Genomic DNA, 15,870 nt, shown 5'->3' on the forward strand with positions numbered 1-15,870 from the left:
TTAGATGAAGCATGCCCTGTCAATGGGACGACTGGTGCTCCAGCATCCCACCTTCATCGCTCAGCGGAACATCCATGACGCACACGACGCCGGCTAGGTCGTAAGTCAGGCGGACCTCGCCGCCGAGGTCCTGGGCCAGGCTGCGTTCGATCAGGCGGGTGCCGAAGCCCCTGCGGGTGGGGGGCGCCACGGGGGGGCCGTTCTGCTCCTGCCAGCGCAGGACGAGGCGCGGCGTGGCGTCGGGCACGAGCGTCCACGCGATGACGACGCATCCGGACGGAACGGAGAGGGCCCCGTACTTGGCGGCGTTCGTCGCCAGTTCGTGAATCGCCATGGCGATGGCGAGCGCCGTTCTCGGAATGAGGCGAAGGCGCGGCCCCTCGATCTCGAAATGCCTGGTGCTCTGCCGGAGATAGGGCTCGACGACCTCGTGAATGATCTCGCGAAGCTCCGCGCCCTCCCAGTTCTCGCGGGTGAGCACGTCATGGGCCCGGGCCAGGGCGAACAGCCGGTCCTGGAAGGCCTGAAGCTCGGGGCGGCTGCCGTCCCCCACCTGGCGCAGGCTCTGGGCGGCCATCGCCTGAACGATGGCCAGCGTGTTCTTCACCCGGTGGTTCAGCTCGTTGATGAGGAGGCGCTGATGCTCCTCCCAGCGCTTGCGCTCGTTGATGTCCACGCAGATCCCGAACCACCGCTCGATCGTGCCGTCCGACCCGGTCTGCGGCACGGCGCGGAAGGCATGCCAGCAATACTCGCCGTCATGGCGGCGGTAGCGCGCTTCGCCCTCGTAGATCTCGCCCGTCTCCCGGCATCGCTGCCAATAGGGCAGGATGCGCCCCAGATCGTCCGGGTGGATCGCGGCGGTCCAGCCGGAGCCGACAGCCTCGTCCATGCGCTGGCCGGTGAACTCGTACCAGCGCTCGTTCAGGTAGACGATGTTGCCGTCGTTCGAGGAGACCCACACGAGAGCGGGGGTGGCGTTGGTGACCGTCCTGAACGCAGCCTCGCTTTCCCGCAGGCGCTCCTCGACCTCCTTGCGGTCGCCGATATCGAGCACCGAGCCGACGAAGCCGAGGAAGCTGCCGTCGCTGCCGAAGCGCGGCGCGGCGGCGTCGATGGCCCAGCGGTAGGTGCCATCGGCCCGGCGCAAGCGGTATTCGAGCCGGAACGGCTCCCGTTTGGCATTGGCGTCCCGGAACACCTCGGCCGACCAGGCGCGGTCATCGGGGTGAACGGCACCGAGCCAGCCGAAGCCGAGGCCCGTCTCCGGCGTCTGGCCCGTAAACTCGTACCAGGAACGCGACAGGTAGGTGCAGATGGCATCGGGCTCCGTCACCCAGACCATCACCGGCGCATGGTCGGCGAGATTGCGGAACCGCGCCTCGCTTTCGCGCAGGCTCTTCTCGGCCTGGACCCGCTCGGTGACGTCGTAGCCTTCGGCGAAAATGCCTCTGACGTTGCCTTCCCGATCCGTGACCGGCTGGTAGACGAGGTCGACGACCCGCTCCTCGACGGGGCTTCCGGGCTTTCGCTGCAGCCCGACCCGCACGCTGCTCCCGGTGAAGGGTTCGCCGGTTGCGTAGACGCGGTCGAGCAGCTCGAAGAATCCCTGTCCCTCGACCTCGGGCAAGGCCTCCCGCACAGGCTTGCCGATGATGTCGCGGCGATGGCCCACCAGCTGGAGATAGGCATCGTTCACCAGCTCGAAGACGTGATCGCGGCCGGAGAGCATGGCCATGAAGCTCGGCGCCTGCTTGAACAGCTCGCGCAAGCGGTCCTGCTCCTCCTTCAGGGCCGCGCGGGATCTGACCTCCTGGGTGGTCTCCGTGCAGGCGCAGAACATGCCGGCGATGCCGCCCGTCTCGTCCCGGACGGGCGAGTAGGAGAAGGTATACCAGGTATCCTCCGGATAGCCGTTGCGCTCCATCACCAGGTGCAGGTCCTCGTGATAGGTCGCCTCCCCGGCAAGAGCCTTCTTCACCAGCGGCTCGATATCGGCCCAGATTTCCGACCACACCTGGCGGAAGGGCAGGCCGAGCGCGTGCGGGTGCTTGGCGCCGAAGATCGGCCGGTAGCCGTCATTGTACAGGAAGGCGAGCTCCGGGCCCCAGGCGATGAACATGGGGAACTTGGAGGTGAGCATCAGGCTCACCACGGTCCGCAGGCTCTGCGGCCAGCGCTCCGGGAGGCCGAGCGGCGAGGTGGACCAGTCGTGGGCGCGCATGAGCGCCCCCATCTCGCCGCCGTCGCTGAGGAAATCGAGGCCGGGGGTGAGCTTACCGTGCATTGCACCTGCCTGCTGGGAACGTCCGGCCGTTCCGCCCAGCGGAACCCAGCCCTGCCTTGGCCGTCGCAGGGCCTCCAGGCTCGGGCATGCAGGCGGCGTTCAAGATTGTGCTGGTGAGCATGCAGAGCTTCGGAGCGGCAAGGGGAAATCAGTCATTTAAGGCCCCGCCACATGACTTCAATCGCTGCATGGACCATACCGTGATCCCGCTCCGTGTCCATTGCAAAAGCATGACCGCCCGCGATCCCACGCTCAGGAGCCACATGCCGGCTTCGGGATACGGCATCACTCGCAGCCCTGCGCCGGCACGCTCACCTCTCCCTTCCCCATCCGGGTCGGGTGTTCCCGATCCGGACCTCCCCCGCACTCACGTCGGAAACATCCGGCGTGAGTGCGGGGGAGGGTGGCGAGCGGAGCGAGCCGGGAGAGGGCGAGGTGCGGGTGCAATGTTCTCACTTTGTTCTTGACAGTTCGCTTAAGCTGGGCTATATCATGGCTCATCCTCGTCCGATGAGGGGCGCGCTCGCGAGGCGTCGCAGATGCGGGACGGGGCGCGGTCCCGCCGCAGGCCTCGCACGCCTGTGGTCGCGGGAGGCCGATCCTGGCCTGTTCCAGGTCCGCCTGAAAAGAACCGCGCGTGACGAGCAGTCCGGCTCTCACACTCACCACCATCCCCCATCGAGCCGGGCTGCCCCAAGCGCCACCCTCGAGCAACCCTGACGGCCCGCAGCTCACGCTGCGGGCCCGAAGGCGCTGGATCTTTCAGGGAAGGGCTACAGGCGCCGGCGTCGTTCCGCCCCCGTCCAGAACGAACTTCCATGCCCCATCCGGCTGCCGCTTCCAGATGCTCACATAAACGCCGTATCCCTTGATCTCTCCGCCCTCGCTCAGCGTGTAGCGGCCGAAGGTATAGCCGAGGTCCTGGCTGGCGGCGATCTCCGCCTTGAGGGGCTCCCACGCAAGGGTCGAGCCGCTGGCCTTCGAAAAGGCCTCGATGAAGGCCGGCCGGCCGAGCAACGGCATGCTGCCCGGGCGGATCAGCACCGCGTCGGCGGCGGAATAGGCGATGAAGGCTTTTCCCGTGCCTTCCGCTTGGGCCATGTCGTTGAAGGCCCTGTCGGTATCGATCAGCTGCTGAACTGACATTCGGTCCAAACACCACGCGTTGCGCGCCGACGAAGAGGACCACGGGCCATCGCCGGCCGCGGCCTCATGTGATTTATGCAACTCTATAGCGTGAGCTTGCCGCCCTGCCCAGCTTGCAATCCTGTTCCCTGCCCTATTGCCGCCGCTCTCCGATCATTATATTGCAGCGCATCAGATTTTCCGCCCGGTACGAGCCAGGGGCGCGGCCGAGCTTGCCGCGGACCGGGCTGCTTTGCTTTGAAAGACCCCTTATGAAACTACGCAATATCGCCATCATCGCCCACGTCGACCACGGCAAGACCACCCTGGTCGACAAGCTGCTCCAGCAATCCGGCGCGTTCCGCGAGAACCAGCGCGTGGAAGAGCGCGCCATGGATTCCAACGACCTGGAAAAGGAGCGCGGCATCACCATCCTGGCCAAGGCGACCTCGGTGGTCTGGAAGGACACCCGGATCAACATCGTCGACACCCCCGGCCACGCCGATTTCGGCGGCGAGGTGGAGCGCATCCTGAGCATGGTCGACGGCGCCATCGTGCTCGTCGACGCGGCCGAAGGCCCCATGCCGCAGACCAAGTTCGTGGTGTCGAAGGCCCTCAAGATCGGCCTCAAGCCCATCGTGGCCATCAACAAGATCGACCGTCCCGATGCCCGGCATCAGGAGGTCATCAACGAGGTGTTCGACCTGTTCGCGGCGCTCGACGCCACCGACGAGCAGCTCGACTTCCCGATCCTCTACGGGTCCGGCCGCAACGGCTGGATGGCGAAGTCGCCGGAAGGCCCGAGCGACCAGGGCCTCGCGCCCCTGTTCGACCTCGTGCTCGAGCACGTGCCCCCGGCCAAGACCGAGGAGGGCCCGTTCCGCATGCTCGGCACCCTGCTGGAATCCAACCCCTTCCTGGGCCGGATCGTCACGGGCCGCATCAGCTCAGGCACGGTGAGGCCGAACCAGGCGATCAAGGTGATCGACCGCGAGGGCAAGCTCGTCGAGACCGGCCGCGTGTCCAAGATCCTCGCCTTCCGTGGCCTGGAGCGCCAGCCCATCGACATCGGCGAGGCGGGCGACATCGTCTCCATCGCGGGGCTGGAGAAGGGCTCCGTGGCCGATACCTTCTGCGCGCCCGAAAACGACATTCCGATCCAGGCCCAGCCCATCGATCCGCCGACCGTGACCATGTCGTTCATCGTGAACGACTCGCCGCTCGCCGGCACCGAGGGCGACAAGGTCACGAGCCGCATGATCCGCGACCGCCTGTTCAAGGAAGCGGAAGGCAACGTGACCCTCAAGATCGAGGAGGCCTCCGACAAGGATTCGTTCTACGTGTCGGGCCGCGGCGAATTGCAGCTTGCGATCCTGATCGAGACCATGCGCCGCGAGGGCTTCGAGCTTGCCGTGTCGCGCCCCCGCGTGGTGTTCGAGAAGGATGAGAACGGCCAGCTTCTCGAGCCCATCGAGGAGGTGGTGATCGACGTGGACGAGGAGTTCTCCGGCGTCGTGGTGCAGAAGATGTCCGAGCGCCGCGCCGAGATGGTGGAGATGCGCCCCTCCGGCGGCAACCGCCAGCGCCTCGTGTTCTACGCCCCGACCCGCGGCCTCATCGGCTACCAGAGCGAGCTGCTGACGGACACCCGCGGCACGGCGATCATGAACCGCCTGTTCCATGCCTACGAGCCCTACAAGGGCGAGATCGCCGGCCGCACCAACGGCGTGCTGATCTCCAACGACCAGGGCGAGGCGGTGGCCTATGCCCTGTGGAACCTGGAGGACCGCGGCCCGATGATCATCGAGCCGGGCTGGAAGGTCTATCAGGGCATGATCATCGGCATCCACAGCCGCGAGAACGATCTCGAGGTGAACGTGCTCAAGGGCAAGAAGCTCACCAACATCCGCACGACCTCCAAGGACGAGGCGGTGCGCCTGACCCCGCCGATCCGCATGACCCTGGAAAAGGCGCTCGCCTGGATCCAGGACGACGAGCTCGTCGAGGTGACGCCGAAGTCGATCCGCATCCGCAAGGCGATCCTCGACCCGAACGAGCGCAAGCGCGCCGAGAAGCAGAAGGAAGCGCTGAGCGCTTAAAATTCAGCGCCTGAGGCAATGGTTGAAAGGCCGCTCTCCGGAGCGGCCTTTTTCATGAAGCGGCCGGAGCGGGCTCGGCGACCGGATCTGGCAGCCGCGTCAGCTTCGGGACGGCCGAGGTCAGGATGACGAGGAGCTGCACCACGAAGCCGAGGACCGCGATGACGATGCACGATTGCGGTCCGTAGGCGATCCCGACCGCCGCGCCGAGGGCGGCCCCGACGGGCCGCACGCCGGCCGTCGCCGTCATGACGAGCGCCGAGACCCGCCCCAGCAGGGCACCCGGCGTCACCGTTTGACGAAGGGTCGTCTGGCTGATGGTCCAAAGGATCGGACCGGCCCCGAACAGGAAGAAGGACAATCCGGCGAGGGTGCCGGACGGCAGCCAGAGGGTCGCGGCCATCGTCATGGCCGCCATGACGGACACCAAGGGCCCGACGACGATGGCGACGCCGAAGGAGAGGCGGGCGATCAGGCGGGGGGCGAGGAGGGCGCCGACGACCATGCCGAGACCATAGGCGGCCAGGGACGTTCCGATCCCCGACGCCGTCAGCCCGAGCACATGGGCGGCATAGGGCACATAGGCCGCCTGGAGCACGAACCAAGCGAGATTCCAGGCGATGGCCGTCAGCAGAATGGGCCTGAGAAGGCGATGATTCCATGCAAAGGCCGCTCCCTCCTGCAGATCGCGCCAGAAATGCCGCTTCGGCAGGCTGGGGCGTGGGGCCTCCGGCACCTGGAGCAGGAACAGGGCCGCCAGGAGCGAGAGCATCGCCGCCAGCATGAAAGTCTGCGATCCGCCCACCCAGCCCACGAGAGCGCCTGCGAGGGCCGGTCCGGCCGCGAAGGCCAAACTGCGCGCCAGTTCGAGAGAGCCGTTGGCCCGCGCCAGCATCTCGCGGGGCACCAGGGTCGGGACGAGAGCGGGCGCAGCCACGCTGAAGACCACGGTTCCCGTCGCCGCCGCAAAGCCCAGGATGGCCAGGGCCGGTACGGAGAGGAGCCCGAAAGCCGCCAGCACGGGGAGAGCCAGGAGAGCCAGAGCCCGGAGGACTTCCGCGGCCGTCATCAGCACACGGCGCGGCATGCGGTCGGCGAGCACGCCGGCAGGAAACGAGAGCAGCAGAAACGGCAGGGCCTGCACCGCGACGAGCAGCCCCGTCTCGCCCGTTCCTGCCCCGAGGGCCAGGACTGCGATCATCGGAGAGGCCGCAAGACCGATCTGTTCGGCGGACTGGGCGGCGATGTTCGACCAAGCGAGACGCCGGAACGAAACGGGGAGGGAAGAATGGGACATGGGGCGGAAGGCCTTCGCAGGTTTTTTCCGCCCTAGGAGATATTGTTTCGCAATCAGCGCCCACCCGATTCCTGTGGCGCGGAAGCGCGAGACCCTGATCGGCGGCCCTAGCCTTCGGCCTTGTCGCTCTGTCCCTTCTTGGCACCCTCGCCCATTGGATTCGTCGAATCCTCACCCGAGGCTTCGGGATTCTCGCGGCCCTGCGGAGTCAGCCGGGGGGCGCTGATGTCCTCTTCGGTTGCCGTGTTCGATTTCTTGTCGGGTGTCGTCATCGCTGATTGTCCCTCATGAACTTGTGGTATCGGTCGCATCCCGGTCGCCCGCCTCCGGCAGGGCTCCGGTGCCGGGAGTGGAATCCGGGTTCGTGAGCGACGGCTTGGCATGGGGGCCTGCCGCCGGCTGCTTTGCGCCGGACGACTGCTTGTCGGACGAGGCGTGCTGGCCGCCCTGCGGATCGAGCCGCTTCGACTCGACGTCCTGCTTCGTGTCTTCGGTGTGGTTGCCGTAGCCTGCATTGCCCATGGGGCTCTCCTGTCAGCCGTGCTGCTTGCCGTTCACGGCGGTGGCGCGCTCGATGGCCTCGGCGGTGGCGTCCTTGTCGTCGGGCGAGAGAGTGGCATCGCTCAGATGCCTGGTGGCCTCGGGCGTCTCGGCGGCGGTGAGCTCGTCATGGCCGTCATGACCGGCCTTGCTGGTCTGGCCCGTCTGGCCTTGGCGGTAGGCATAGGCCTCGCCGCCCGGCTGGCTCCAGACGCGGCGCAGGGTGGCGCTGCCTTCGATGCCGCCATCCCGGTTCGGGTCGATGGGGCTGTCGATGCCGCCGCGCTGCTCGTTGCGGATCTGATCCGCGTCCTGATCCCGCAATGAATGGGGAGCCTTGCGTTCCGCCATGATGAACTCCTTGAAACATCGTTTGAATTCGCATGCAGCAAGGAGAACCCGAGGGATGGGGGGAAGTTCTGGCCAAGGTTGGCGTTCAAGCCAACAAAAAGGGCGGCCGTGAAGCCGCCCTTCGCAACGGATCTGAATGGATGGATCAGAGCCCTTCGAAGAGAGCGCTCGAGATGTAGCGCTCGGCGAAGGAGGGCGCGACGGTGATGATGCGCTTGCCCTTGAACTCGGGACGTGCGGCCACTTCGAGCGCCGCCGCCACATTGGCGCCCGTGGAGATGCCGCCGGGGATTCCTTCGAGCTTCGCGAGGCGGCGCGCCGTGTCGAAGGCCGTCTGGTTGCCGACCGTCACCACGTCGTCGATGAGGGAGCGGTCGAGCACGTCCGGCACGAAGCCGGCGCCGATGCCCTGGATCTTGTGCGGGCCGGGCTGGCCGCCGGAGAGCACCGGCGAATCCTCCGGCTCCACGGCGATCACCTTCATGTGCGGCAGCCGCGGCTTGATCACCTGGGCGACGCCCGTGATCGTGCCGCCCGTGCCGACGCCGGCCACGAAGGCATCGAACTGGCCGCCCGTGTCGTTCCAGATCTCCTCGGCGGTGGTTTTGCGGTGAATCTCCGGATTGGCCGGGTTCTTGAACTGCTGCGGGATGACCGAGCCGGGGATTTCCTTAAGCAGCTCCTCGGCGCGGGCAATCGCACCCTTCATCCCCTGGGGGCCGGGGGTAAGCTCGAGCTCCGCTCCCAGATAGGCCAGCATCTTGCGGCGCTCGATCGACATGGTCTCGGGCATGACCAGGATCAGACGGTAGCCCCGTGCCGCAGCCACGAAGGCCAGCGCAATGCCGGTGTTGCCGGATGTGGGCTCGATCAGGGTCGCGCCGGGCTTGATGTGGCCTGCGGCCTCCATGGCCTCGATCATGCTGACGCCGATGCGGTCCTTCACGCTCGAGATCGGGTTGAAGAACTCGAGCTTGAGGAGAATCTCCGCGTCGATCCCGTGCTCCTTCGGCAGGCGGTTCAGGCGCACGAGCGGGGTATTGCCGATGGTCTCGGTGATGGAACCGTAGATGCGGCCGCGGCCGGGCTTCGTGTTCGTGCCCGAGGCGTTCAGGGTGTCAGCCATGGGTGGTGCTCCTTCGATGGAAGCGACCTTATCCGTATTTGCAGCCTGTGTCGATATTTTACATATTTCACTTGCCTAAATCGTGAAATCTACGGTGGGGGTCGCCTGGACGGCCGCCTCGGCCTGCGCCTTCTGGCACAGGTCCTCCACCGTCACCTGGTCGAGTTCGCTTAGAAAAGCCTCGGTTCCGCGCTGGACCAGGGGGCCGACCACCGCCTCGGCCAGCCGGGATTCCGGCACGGGGGAGGAGCCGTCCTCCTCGAGCGCCGACATGGCGATGCGCACGATGTCCCCTGCCGTGATCCGCCGGCGCTCCCGGGCCAGTTCGTAGCCGCCGCGCGGGCCGCGAACCCCTTTCAGGATGCCCTGCCGCACCAGCGCCTGCAGGACCGGCTCGAGATAGCGGGGCGGCAGGTTGTGCCGGGCGGCGAGGGCCTTGGACGAAACCGGCATGGGCCGGGCGTGAAGTGCGATGTCGGTGACGGCGGCAATGGCGAGAAGCGAGCGGCGGGAGAGGAAGTTCATGGGCTCAACCACAGGCGTCGCTGGCGGTCGCGCAGGACGCGACTCGGGTACGGATACTGACCATGCTCGTTTTCACCAGCCTCCTTGCTCTCGACAGCAGGCCCATCTTAGCGGCACTCACTGCGGGTCGTCCATTTTCGCCGGGCCCGTGCCGGTCGAGCCGAAGCCGCCCTCGCCCCGTTCGCTGGTGCCGGAGAAGTCCTGAACCACGCTGAAATGGGGACGCAGGATCGGCACGAACATCATCTGCGCGATGCGCTCGCCGGGTTCGATCACGATCGGGCTTGTGCCCGGGCCGTTCCGGTTCCAGACGCTGACCATGATCGGTCCGAGATAATCCGCATCGATCACGCCCTGGAGGTTGCCCAGCACCAGCCCTTTCCTGTGACCGAGCCCGGATCGCGGCGCGACGATCGCCGCCATGTGGGCATTGTCCATGTGAAGGGCGATTCCCGCCGGAACCAGGTGAGCGGGAGAGCCGGGGGGCAGGACGAGGGCCTCGTCGAGGCAGGCATGCAGGTCGATGGCGGCGGCCATGGCGCTCTGATAGCGGGGCAGGCCCCATTGCTCCAGGCGCGGATCGAGCACCTTGATCTCTACGCGCGGATTCCATTCAACCATCGCCTGAGCCCCTGCTCCCCGTGTCCACGTTGCCGAGCACTAGAGCAGGATGGGCGATCCCACAATCGGCGATCCTCGAGGCTCATTGAGCTTCGACGCCCCGGCTTGCTAGGATCGCTGCCGGCTGCAGGGAGTTGACCTCGGCCCTGCGGGCGGTCAAGCCGTCCTTGCAGCAGCGAGAGCCACGTTCGATCGGATCTGGGATGGTATCGTTCTTTTCGCCCTATCGTCACGACTTCGCCCGCATCGCAGCCTGCGTGCCCCGGATCGAGGTGGCGGATCCCGGCTTCAACGTGGAGCGCACCCTCGAACTCCTGCACCGGGGGCACGAGGAGCGGATCGCCCTGATGGTTTTTCCGGAGCTCGGCCTGTCGGCCTATGCCATCGACGATCTCCTGCACCAGGATGCCCTGCTCGAAGCCGTGGAGAAGGGCATCGCGCGCCTTGCGGAGGAGAGCGCCGATCTCTTCCCGGCCTTCGCGGTGGGAGCCCCGCTGCGTCTGGACGGGCGGCTCTACAATGCCGCCGTGGTCATCCATGCGGGCCGCATCCTGGGCGTGGTGCCGAAGGCCTACCTTCCCAACTACCGCGAGTTCTACGAGCGCCGTCATTTCGCGCCGGGCGCCGGGATCCGCGGGCAGATGATCGAAGTCGCCGGCATCCAGGCGCCCTTCGGCACCGATCTCCTGTTCCGGTCCGCCGGCAGCTGCGCCTTCACCTTCCATGTGGAGATCTGCGAGGACATGTGGGTGCCCCAGCCGCCGAGCACCCGGGCAGCGCTCGCGGGAGCCGAGATCCTGCTCAACCTCTCCGCCAGCAACATCACCATCGGCAAGGCCGAGGACCGGCGCCTGCTGTGCGGCTCCCAGTCCATGCGCTGCGTCGCGGCCTATGCCTATTCGGCGGCGGGTCCGGGAGAGTCGACCACCGACCTCGCCTGGGACGGACATGGCGGCATCTTCGAGGACGGGCTACGTCTCGCCGAGACCGACCGCTTTCCCTCCGGCTCCACCATGGCGGTCGCCGACGTGGATCTCGGGCGCCTGCGCCAGGAGCGCATGCGGCGCGTCACCTTCCGCGATTGCGGCGACGAGCTCCAGGTGAGGCCGGGCGACTTCCGCATCGTTCCCCTCGCCCTCGATGCGCCGGAGGAGGCCCTGCCCCTGCGCCGGCCGGTGGAGCGCTTCCCTTACGTGCCGTCCGACCCCGCCAAGCTCGCGGAGAACTGCTACGAGGCCTACAACATCCAAGTGCAGGGCCTCGCCAAGCGCCTGCAGGCGACCCGCACCGGGAAGGTGGTGATCGGCGTCTCGGGCGGCCTCGATTCCACGCAGGCCCTTCTCGTCTGCTGCCGCGCCATGGACAGGCTCGGGCTGCCCCGCACCAGCATCCTCGCCTATACCCTGCCGGGCTTCGCCACGAGCGAGGGCACCAAGGGCAATGCCTGGGCGCTGATGCGGGCGCTCGGCGTCAGCGCTGCGGAGATCGACATCCGTCCGGCCGCGCGGCAGATGCTGGGCGATCTGGGGCATCCCTTCGCCGAGGGGCAGCCCGTCTACGACGTGACCTTCGAGAACGTGCAGGCGGGCCTGCGCACCGATTACCTGTTCCGGCTCGCCAACCATCACCGCGGCATCGTCGTCGGCACGGGCGATCTTTCCGAGCTCGGGCTCGGCTGGTGCACCTACGGCGTGGGCGATCAGATGTCCCACTACAATGTCAACGCCTCGGTGTCGAAGACCCTGATCCAGCACCTCATCCGCTTCGTCGCCGCCTCCGGCGACGTGGACGAGGCGACGGCGAAGATCCTCCACGCGATCCTGGCCACCGAGATCTCGCCCGAGCTCGTGCCGCAGGATGCGTCGGGGCAGATCCAGTCGACGGAGGCCACCATCGGCCCCTATGCGCTGCAGGACTTCAACCTCTATTATCTCACCCGCTACGGCTTCCGGCCGTCCAAGATCGCCTTCCTCTCCTGGCACGCCTGGAAGGATGCCGAGGCCGGCACCTGGCCGCCGAACATCCCGGCCGGCGCGCGCCGCTCCTACGAGCTTCCCGAGATCAAGAAATGGCTGCGGGTTTTCCTAAGCCGCTTCTTCACCAGCCAGTTCAAGCGCACGGCGATGCCGAACGGGCCGAAGATCTCGTCCGGCGGCTCCCTTTCGCCGCGCGGCGACTGGCGGGCGCCGTCCGATGCGGGGCCGGCGGTCTGGCTCGCGGAACTGGAGAGCGGCGTGCCGGACGGCGAAGCCGCCTGAGGCGCTAAGCCCGGCCGCCGGCGATCATCTCGCCCAGCCGCTCGACGAGCCTTTTCGCGACATCCGTCTTCGACAGGGTGGGCCAGGTTTCCACATGCGATGCGGTGACGAGGTGCACGGTATTGCTGTCGCCGCCCATCACACCCGTTGCCGCCGAGACGTCGTTGGCAAGGATGAGGTCGCAGCCCTTCTTCGCGAGCTTCTGCTGTGCGTGAGCGATCACGTTCTCGGTTTCCGCCGCGAAGCCCACCATGAGCGGCGGGCGTCCGTCCTTGCGCCGGGAGATCGTGGCGAGGATGTCCGGGTTCTCGGCGAGCGCCAGGTTCGGCAGGGCACCGTTCACCTTCTTGATCTTCTGCGCGCCCGCATTGGCCACGCGCCAGTCGGCCACGGCGGCGGCGAAGATGCCGATATCGGCGGGCAGGGCCTGTTCCACGGCCTCCAGCATCTCGCGGGCGCTTTCCACAGGCACGACCGTCACGCCCGCCGGATGGGGCAGGGTGACAGGGCCGGAGATCAGCGTCACGCGCGCCCCGGCCTCGGCGGCGGCCTTTGCGATGGCGTGGCCCTGCTTGCCTGAGGAACGGTTGGCGATGTAGCGCACCGGATCGATGGGCTCGTGGGTCGGGCCGGAGGTGACGATGACGTGCCTGCCGGAGAGCGGCCCCGAAGGCGCCAGCAGCCGCTCGACGGCGGCTGCAATTTCGAGGGGCTCCGCCATGCGGCCGGGACCGAATTCGGCCTCCGCCATGGCGCCCTCGTTCGGGCCGACGACGTGAATGCCGTCCGCCTGAAGCGCCTTCAGATTGCGCTGCGTCGCCGGATGCAGCCACATGCGCACGTTCATGGCAGGCGCGATCAGGATCGGCAGGGTGGTGGCGAGCAGGACCGTGGAAGCGAGATCGTCCGCATGCCCCCCGGCCATCTTCGCCATGAGGTTGGCGGTGGCGGGGGCAACGACGACGAGGTCGGCATCGCGGGCGAGCTTGATGTGCCCGATATCGGCCTCGTCCTCGCGGTTGAAGAGATCCGTGTGCGAGCGCTGGCCCGTGAGAGCAGAGGCGGCGAGCGGCGTGATGAACTGCTGCGCGCCGTTCGTCAGGATGCAGCGCACGGAGGCGCCGCGCTCGCGCAGGCGGCGGATGAGGTCGAGGGATTTATAGGCCGCGATACCGCCGCCGATGACGAGGAGGATACGTTTGCCGGAAAGCGCCGTCATGCGAAGCCCCTGAACAGCATGATCATCAGCGAAGCGGCGATGATCCACAAGGCCGCCACGCCCCAACGGTTGCCCCGCGCCTCGGCCCGGCCGATGGCGGCGACGCTGTCCTGGTTGAGCGCCACGCCGCGGGCTGTCACGTCCTCGAGCTGGTTGAGCACCCGCTCGGCGCGCAGGGCCAGCTCCGGCAGGTCGCCGATGACTCCGGCCAGCGTCCACAGGCCGCGGCCCGCCTGCTCGGCGCGGCCGAGGGGGCCGAGGTTCCGCTCGATCCAGTCCCGCACCACCGGCTCCGACGTGGTCCACATGTCGAGCTTCGGATCGAGGTTGCGGGCGACGCCCTCCACCACGACCATGGTCTTTTGCAGCATGACGAGTTCGATGCGCGTCTGCATGTCGAAGAGCGCGGTGATCTCGAAGAGAAGCGTCAAGAGCTTCGCCATGGAGATCTCGTCGGCCCGCCGGTCGTGGATCGGCTCGCCGATCGCGCGGATGGCCTGCGCGAAATCCTCCACCGAATGGTGCGGCGGCACGTAGCCGGCCTCGAAATGCACCTGCGCCACGCGAAGATAATCGCGGCGGATGAAGCCTAGGAGAATTTCGGCGAGGAAGCGCCGCTCCTTCATGCCGAGCCGGCCCATGATGCCGAAGTCGACGGCGACGAGACGGCCTTCCGGGTCCACGAACAGGTTGCCGGGATGCATGTCGGCGTGGAAGTAGCCGTCGCGGATCGCATGGCGCAGGAACGACTGGATCACGGTGCGCCCGAGCGCCACCCGGTCGAAGCCGGCAGCCTCGATGGAGGCGAGATCGTTGAGACGGATGCCGTCGATCCAGGTGGTGGTGAGCACGTCGCGGGCGGTGAGGTCCCATTCGGGCTTCGGCACGCGGAAATCGGGATCGTTCTTGGTGTTCTCCGCCAGCTCCGAGACGGCGGCGGCTTCGAGCCGCAGGTCCATCTCGACGGCCACGGAGCGGGCCAGCGCCTCCACCACCTCGAGCGGCTTGAGGCGCTTGGCATCGGGCACCACGCGCTCGAACAGGCGGGCTGCGGCGCGCATGGCCTGAAGGTCGCGGGCGAAGCCCTCGCGCACGCCGGGCCGCACCACCTTCACGGCGACGATCTCCTCGCCCTCCGGGGTGCGGATGCGGGCCTTGTGCACCTGTGCGATGGAGGCGGCGGCGATCGGTTCGCTGAATTCCAGGAAGAGTTCGTCGATAGGGCGTCCCAGAGCGATCTCGACCATGCGCACGGCCTCCGCCCGGGGAAAGGGCGGCATGCGGTCCTGCAGGCGCTCCAGGTCGCGGGCGGCGGCCACGCCGACGATGTCGGGGCGCGTTGCCAGGAACTGGCCGAACTTCACGTATGAAGGACCTAGCCGCGTCAGCGCCTTGGAGAGCCGCGCCGCGCCGTCGCCGGCTTGCGGCCGCTCGATGAGGCGCGCGAGCTTCAAGGCAAGCCGCGCGGCGGGCGGCAGGGCGCTGGGATCGACGAGCGCCAGCGCGCCTTCGCGCGCCAGGACGAAGCCGGCGCGCAGGTTGCGGGCAAGGTGAAAGATGCTGCCGATCACGGGCTCAGATCTTCCAGCCGGAGTGAATGGCGACGACGCCCGCCGTCAGCGTGCGGTGCGTGACGCGCCGGAAGCCCGCCTCCTCGATCATCCGCGCGAAGGCGGCCGGAGGCGGGAAGCGCCGGATCGACTCGACGAGGTACTGGTAGGATTCCGCATCCCCCGTCACCATCTGCCCGAGCCGCGGGATGACGTTGAAGGAATAGGCATCGTAGATCCTGTCGATGACCGGCACGTCGACCTTGGAAAATTCCAGGCACAGGAAGCGCCCGCCCGGTTTCAGCACCCGGTGGGCTTCGCTCAAGGCGCGGTCGATGCGCGGCACGTTCCGGATGCCGAAGGCGATGGTGTAGGCATCGAAGGTCCTGGGCTCGAAGGGCAGCTCCTCCGCATTGGCTTCCACGAAGTCGATGCGACCCCCGTAGCGGCGCCCGGCGCGCTCGGCGCCCACCTTCAGCATCTCGCCGTTGATGTCGAGCACGGTCACGTGGGTCTGCGGCCCGCTCTCCTCCAGGATGCGGAACGCCACGTCCCCGGTGCCGCCGGCGACGTCCAGATGGCGGAAAACCCGGTCGCGGGGCGGGCGCAGGGTGGCGACGAGATCGCCTTTCCAGAGCCGGTGGAGGCCTGCGGACATGAGGTCGTTCATCAGGTCGTAGCGGCCGGCTACGGAGCGGAAGACCTCGTTGACCTTGCCCTGCTTCTCGCCCAGGGGCACGGACTGGAACCCGAAATGGGTGTTCTCGTCGGTCATGGTCTCCATCCAACCTTTCGTACCTAGAGCATCGGACCCAAAAGTGGATTTGCACTTTTGGGATCGATCCGATGCTCCACCCTCCGAAATGCGCATC

General features: G+C 67.3%; 14 protein-coding genes. 2 read left to right on the forward strand and 12 right to left on the reverse strand.

From position 1 onward, the window contains the following. Window positions 1–19: 19 nt before the first annotated feature. Complete coding sequence (locus GR303_RS04600) at window positions 20–2,287, reverse strand: PAS domain-containing sensor histidine kinase (RefSeq protein ID WP_161721180.1); 2,268 nt, start codon at window positions 2,285–2,287, stop codon at window positions 20–22. Between the two features lie 762 nt (window positions 2,288–3,049). After that, window positions 3,050–3,433 (reverse strand): YybH family protein, encoded by a 384-nt coding sequence (locus GR303_RS04605; RefSeq protein ID WP_161721179.1) that lies wholly within the window; start codon window positions 3,431–3,433, stop codon window positions 3,050–3,052. A 251-nt stretch (window positions 3,434–3,684) separates the two neighbouring features. Between GR303_RS04605 and typA the strand changes: the two genes are divergently transcribed. Beyond that, entirely contained in the window at window positions 3,685–5,511 is a 1,827-nt protein-coding gene (gene typA / locus GR303_RS04610; RefSeq protein WP_161721178.1) for a translational GTPase TypA, read from the forward strand. Window positions 5,512–5,563: 52 nt separating this feature from the next. On the opposite strand, the gene GR303_RS04615 is transcribed toward typA, so the two are convergent. The 7 genes from GR303_RS04615 to dut all read right to left on the reverse strand — a co-directional run bounded on the left by GR303_RS04615 (window position 5,564) and on the right by dut (window position 9,971). Continuing rightward, the gene (locus GR303_RS04615) at window positions 5,564–6,808 is read right to left on the reverse strand and encodes an MFS transporter (protein WP_161721177.1); all 1,245 of its coding nucleotides are present in this window, start codon (window positions 6,806–6,808) and stop codon (window positions 5,564–5,566) included. 107 nt (window positions 6,809–6,915) lie between these two features. Beyond that, the gene (locus tag GR303_RS24320) at window positions 6,916–7,080 is read right to left on the reverse strand and encodes a hypothetical protein (protein WP_201751893.1); all 165 of its coding nucleotides are present in this window, start codon (window positions 7,078–7,080) and stop codon (window positions 6,916–6,918) included. A 13-nt stretch (window positions 7,081–7,093) separates the two neighbouring features. Then, window positions 7,094–7,330 (reverse strand): hypothetical protein, encoded by a 237-nt coding sequence (locus GR303_RS04620; RefSeq protein ID WP_161721176.1) that lies wholly within the window; start codon window positions 7,328–7,330, stop codon window positions 7,094–7,096. 12 nt (window positions 7,331–7,342) lie between these two features. Beyond that, window positions 7,343–7,699, reverse strand: a complete 357-nt coding sequence (locus tag GR303_RS04625) for a hypothetical protein (RefSeq protein WP_161721175.1) — start codon at window positions 7,697–7,699, stop codon at window positions 7,343–7,345. Between the two features lie 145 nt (window positions 7,700–7,844). Further along, window positions 7,845–8,825 (reverse strand): cysteine synthase A, encoded by a 981-nt coding sequence (cysK, locus tag GR303_RS04630; protein WP_161721174.1) that lies wholly within the window; start codon window positions 8,823–8,825, stop codon window positions 7,845–7,847. 75 nt (window positions 8,826–8,900) lie between these two features. Beyond that, window positions 8,901–9,350 (reverse strand): RrF2 family transcriptional regulator, encoded by a 450-nt coding sequence (locus GR303_RS04635; RefSeq protein ID WP_161721173.1) that lies wholly within the window; start codon window positions 9,348–9,350, stop codon window positions 8,901–8,903. Between the two features lie 117 nt (window positions 9,351–9,467). After that, window positions 9,468–9,971, reverse strand: coding sequence for a dUTP diphosphatase (gene dut, locus GR303_RS04640; protein ID WP_161721172.1), 504 nt, complete (start codon window positions 9,969–9,971; stop codon window positions 9,468–9,470). 203 nt (window positions 9,972–10,174) lie between these two features. Between dut and GR303_RS04645 the strand changes: the two genes are divergently transcribed. Then, window positions 10,175–12,229, forward strand: a complete 2,055-nt coding sequence (locus GR303_RS04645) for an NAD(+) synthase (RefSeq protein WP_161721171.1) — start codon at window positions 10,175–10,177, stop codon at window positions 12,227–12,229. Window positions 12,230–12,233: 4 nt separating this feature from the next. On the opposite strand, the gene coaBC is transcribed toward GR303_RS04645, so the two are convergent. The 3 genes from coaBC to ubiE are packed head-to-tail and all read right to left on the reverse strand — an operon-like array spanning window position 12,234 to window position 15,773. Then, entirely contained in the window at window positions 12,234–13,448 is a 1,215-nt protein-coding gene (gene coaBC / locus GR303_RS04650) for a bifunctional phosphopantothenoylcysteine decarboxylase/phosphopantothenate--cysteine ligase CoaBC (RefSeq protein WP_161721170.1), read from the reverse strand. Further along, window positions 13,445–15,019 carry a 2-polyprenylphenol 6-hydroxylase gene (ubiB, locus tag GR303_RS04655; protein ID WP_161721169.1) on the reverse strand — a complete coding sequence of 525 codons (1,575 nt, stop codon included), beginning with the start codon at window positions 15,017–15,019 and terminating at the stop codon, window positions 13,445–13,447. Before ubiB ends, coaBC begins: the two co-directional genes overlap by 4 nt. Before the next feature lie 4 nt (window positions 15,020–15,023). Next, on the reverse strand, window positions 15,024–15,773 hold the full coding sequence (gene ubiE, locus GR303_RS04660; RefSeq protein ID WP_161721168.1) for a bifunctional demethylmenaquinone methyltransferase/2-methoxy-6-polyprenyl-1,4-benzoquinol methylase UbiE: 750 nt from the start codon (window positions 15,771–15,773) through the stop codon (window positions 15,024–15,026). Between the last annotated feature and the right edge of the window lie 97 nt (window positions 15,774–15,870).

The organism is Microvirga arsenatis (genome assembly GCF_009910705.1).
GTDB lineage: Bacteria > Pseudomonadota > Alphaproteobacteria > Rhizobiales > Beijerinckiaceae > Microvirga > Microvirga arsenatis.

Coding starts and splice junctions, on each gene's coding strand:
- GR303_RS04600 (WP_161721180.1), bottom strand. CDS start 2,287: ATGCACGGTAAGCTCACCCCCGGCCTCGATTTCCTCAGCGACGGCGGC.
- GR303_RS04605 (WP_161721179.1), bottom strand. CDS start 3,433: ATGTCAGTTCAGCAGCTGATCGATACCGACAGGGCCTTCAACGACATG.
- typA (WP_161721178.1), top strand. CDS start 3,685: ATGAAACTACGCAATATCGCCATCATCGCCCACGTCGACCACGGCAAG.
- GR303_RS04615 (WP_161721177.1), bottom strand. CDS start 6,808: ATGTCCCATTCTTCCCTCCCCGTTTCGTTCCGGCGTCTCGCTTGGTCG.
- GR303_RS24320 (WP_201751893.1), bottom strand. CDS start 7,080: ATGACGACACCCGACAAGAAATCGAACACGGCAACCGAAGAGGACATC.
- GR303_RS04620 (WP_161721176.1), bottom strand. CDS start 7,330: ATGGGCAATGCAGGCTACGGCAACCACACCGAAGACACGAAGCAGGAC.
- GR303_RS04625 (WP_161721175.1), bottom strand. CDS start 7,699: ATGGCGGAACGCAAGGCTCCCCATTCATTGCGGGATCAGGACGCGGAT.
- cysK (WP_161721174.1), bottom strand. CDS start 8,825: ATGGCTGACACCCTGAACGCCTCGGGCACGAACACGAAGCCCGGCCGC.
- GR303_RS04635 (WP_161721173.1), bottom strand. CDS start 9,350: ATGAACTTCCTCTCCCGCCGCTCGCTTCTCGCCATTGCCGCCGTCACC.
- dut (WP_161721172.1), bottom strand. CDS start 9,971: ATGGTTGAATGGAATCCGCGCGTAGAGATCAAGGTGCTCGATCCGCGC.
- GR303_RS04645 (WP_161721171.1), top strand. CDS start 10,175: ATGGTATCGTTCTTTTCGCCCTATCGTCACGACTTCGCCCGCATCGCA.
- coaBC (WP_161721170.1), bottom strand. CDS start 13,448: ATGACGGCGCTTTCCGGCAAACGTATCCTCCTCGTCATCGGCGGCGGT.
- ubiE (WP_161721168.1), bottom strand. CDS start 15,773: ATGACCGACGAGAACACCCATTTCGGGTTCCAGTCCGTGCCCCTGGGC.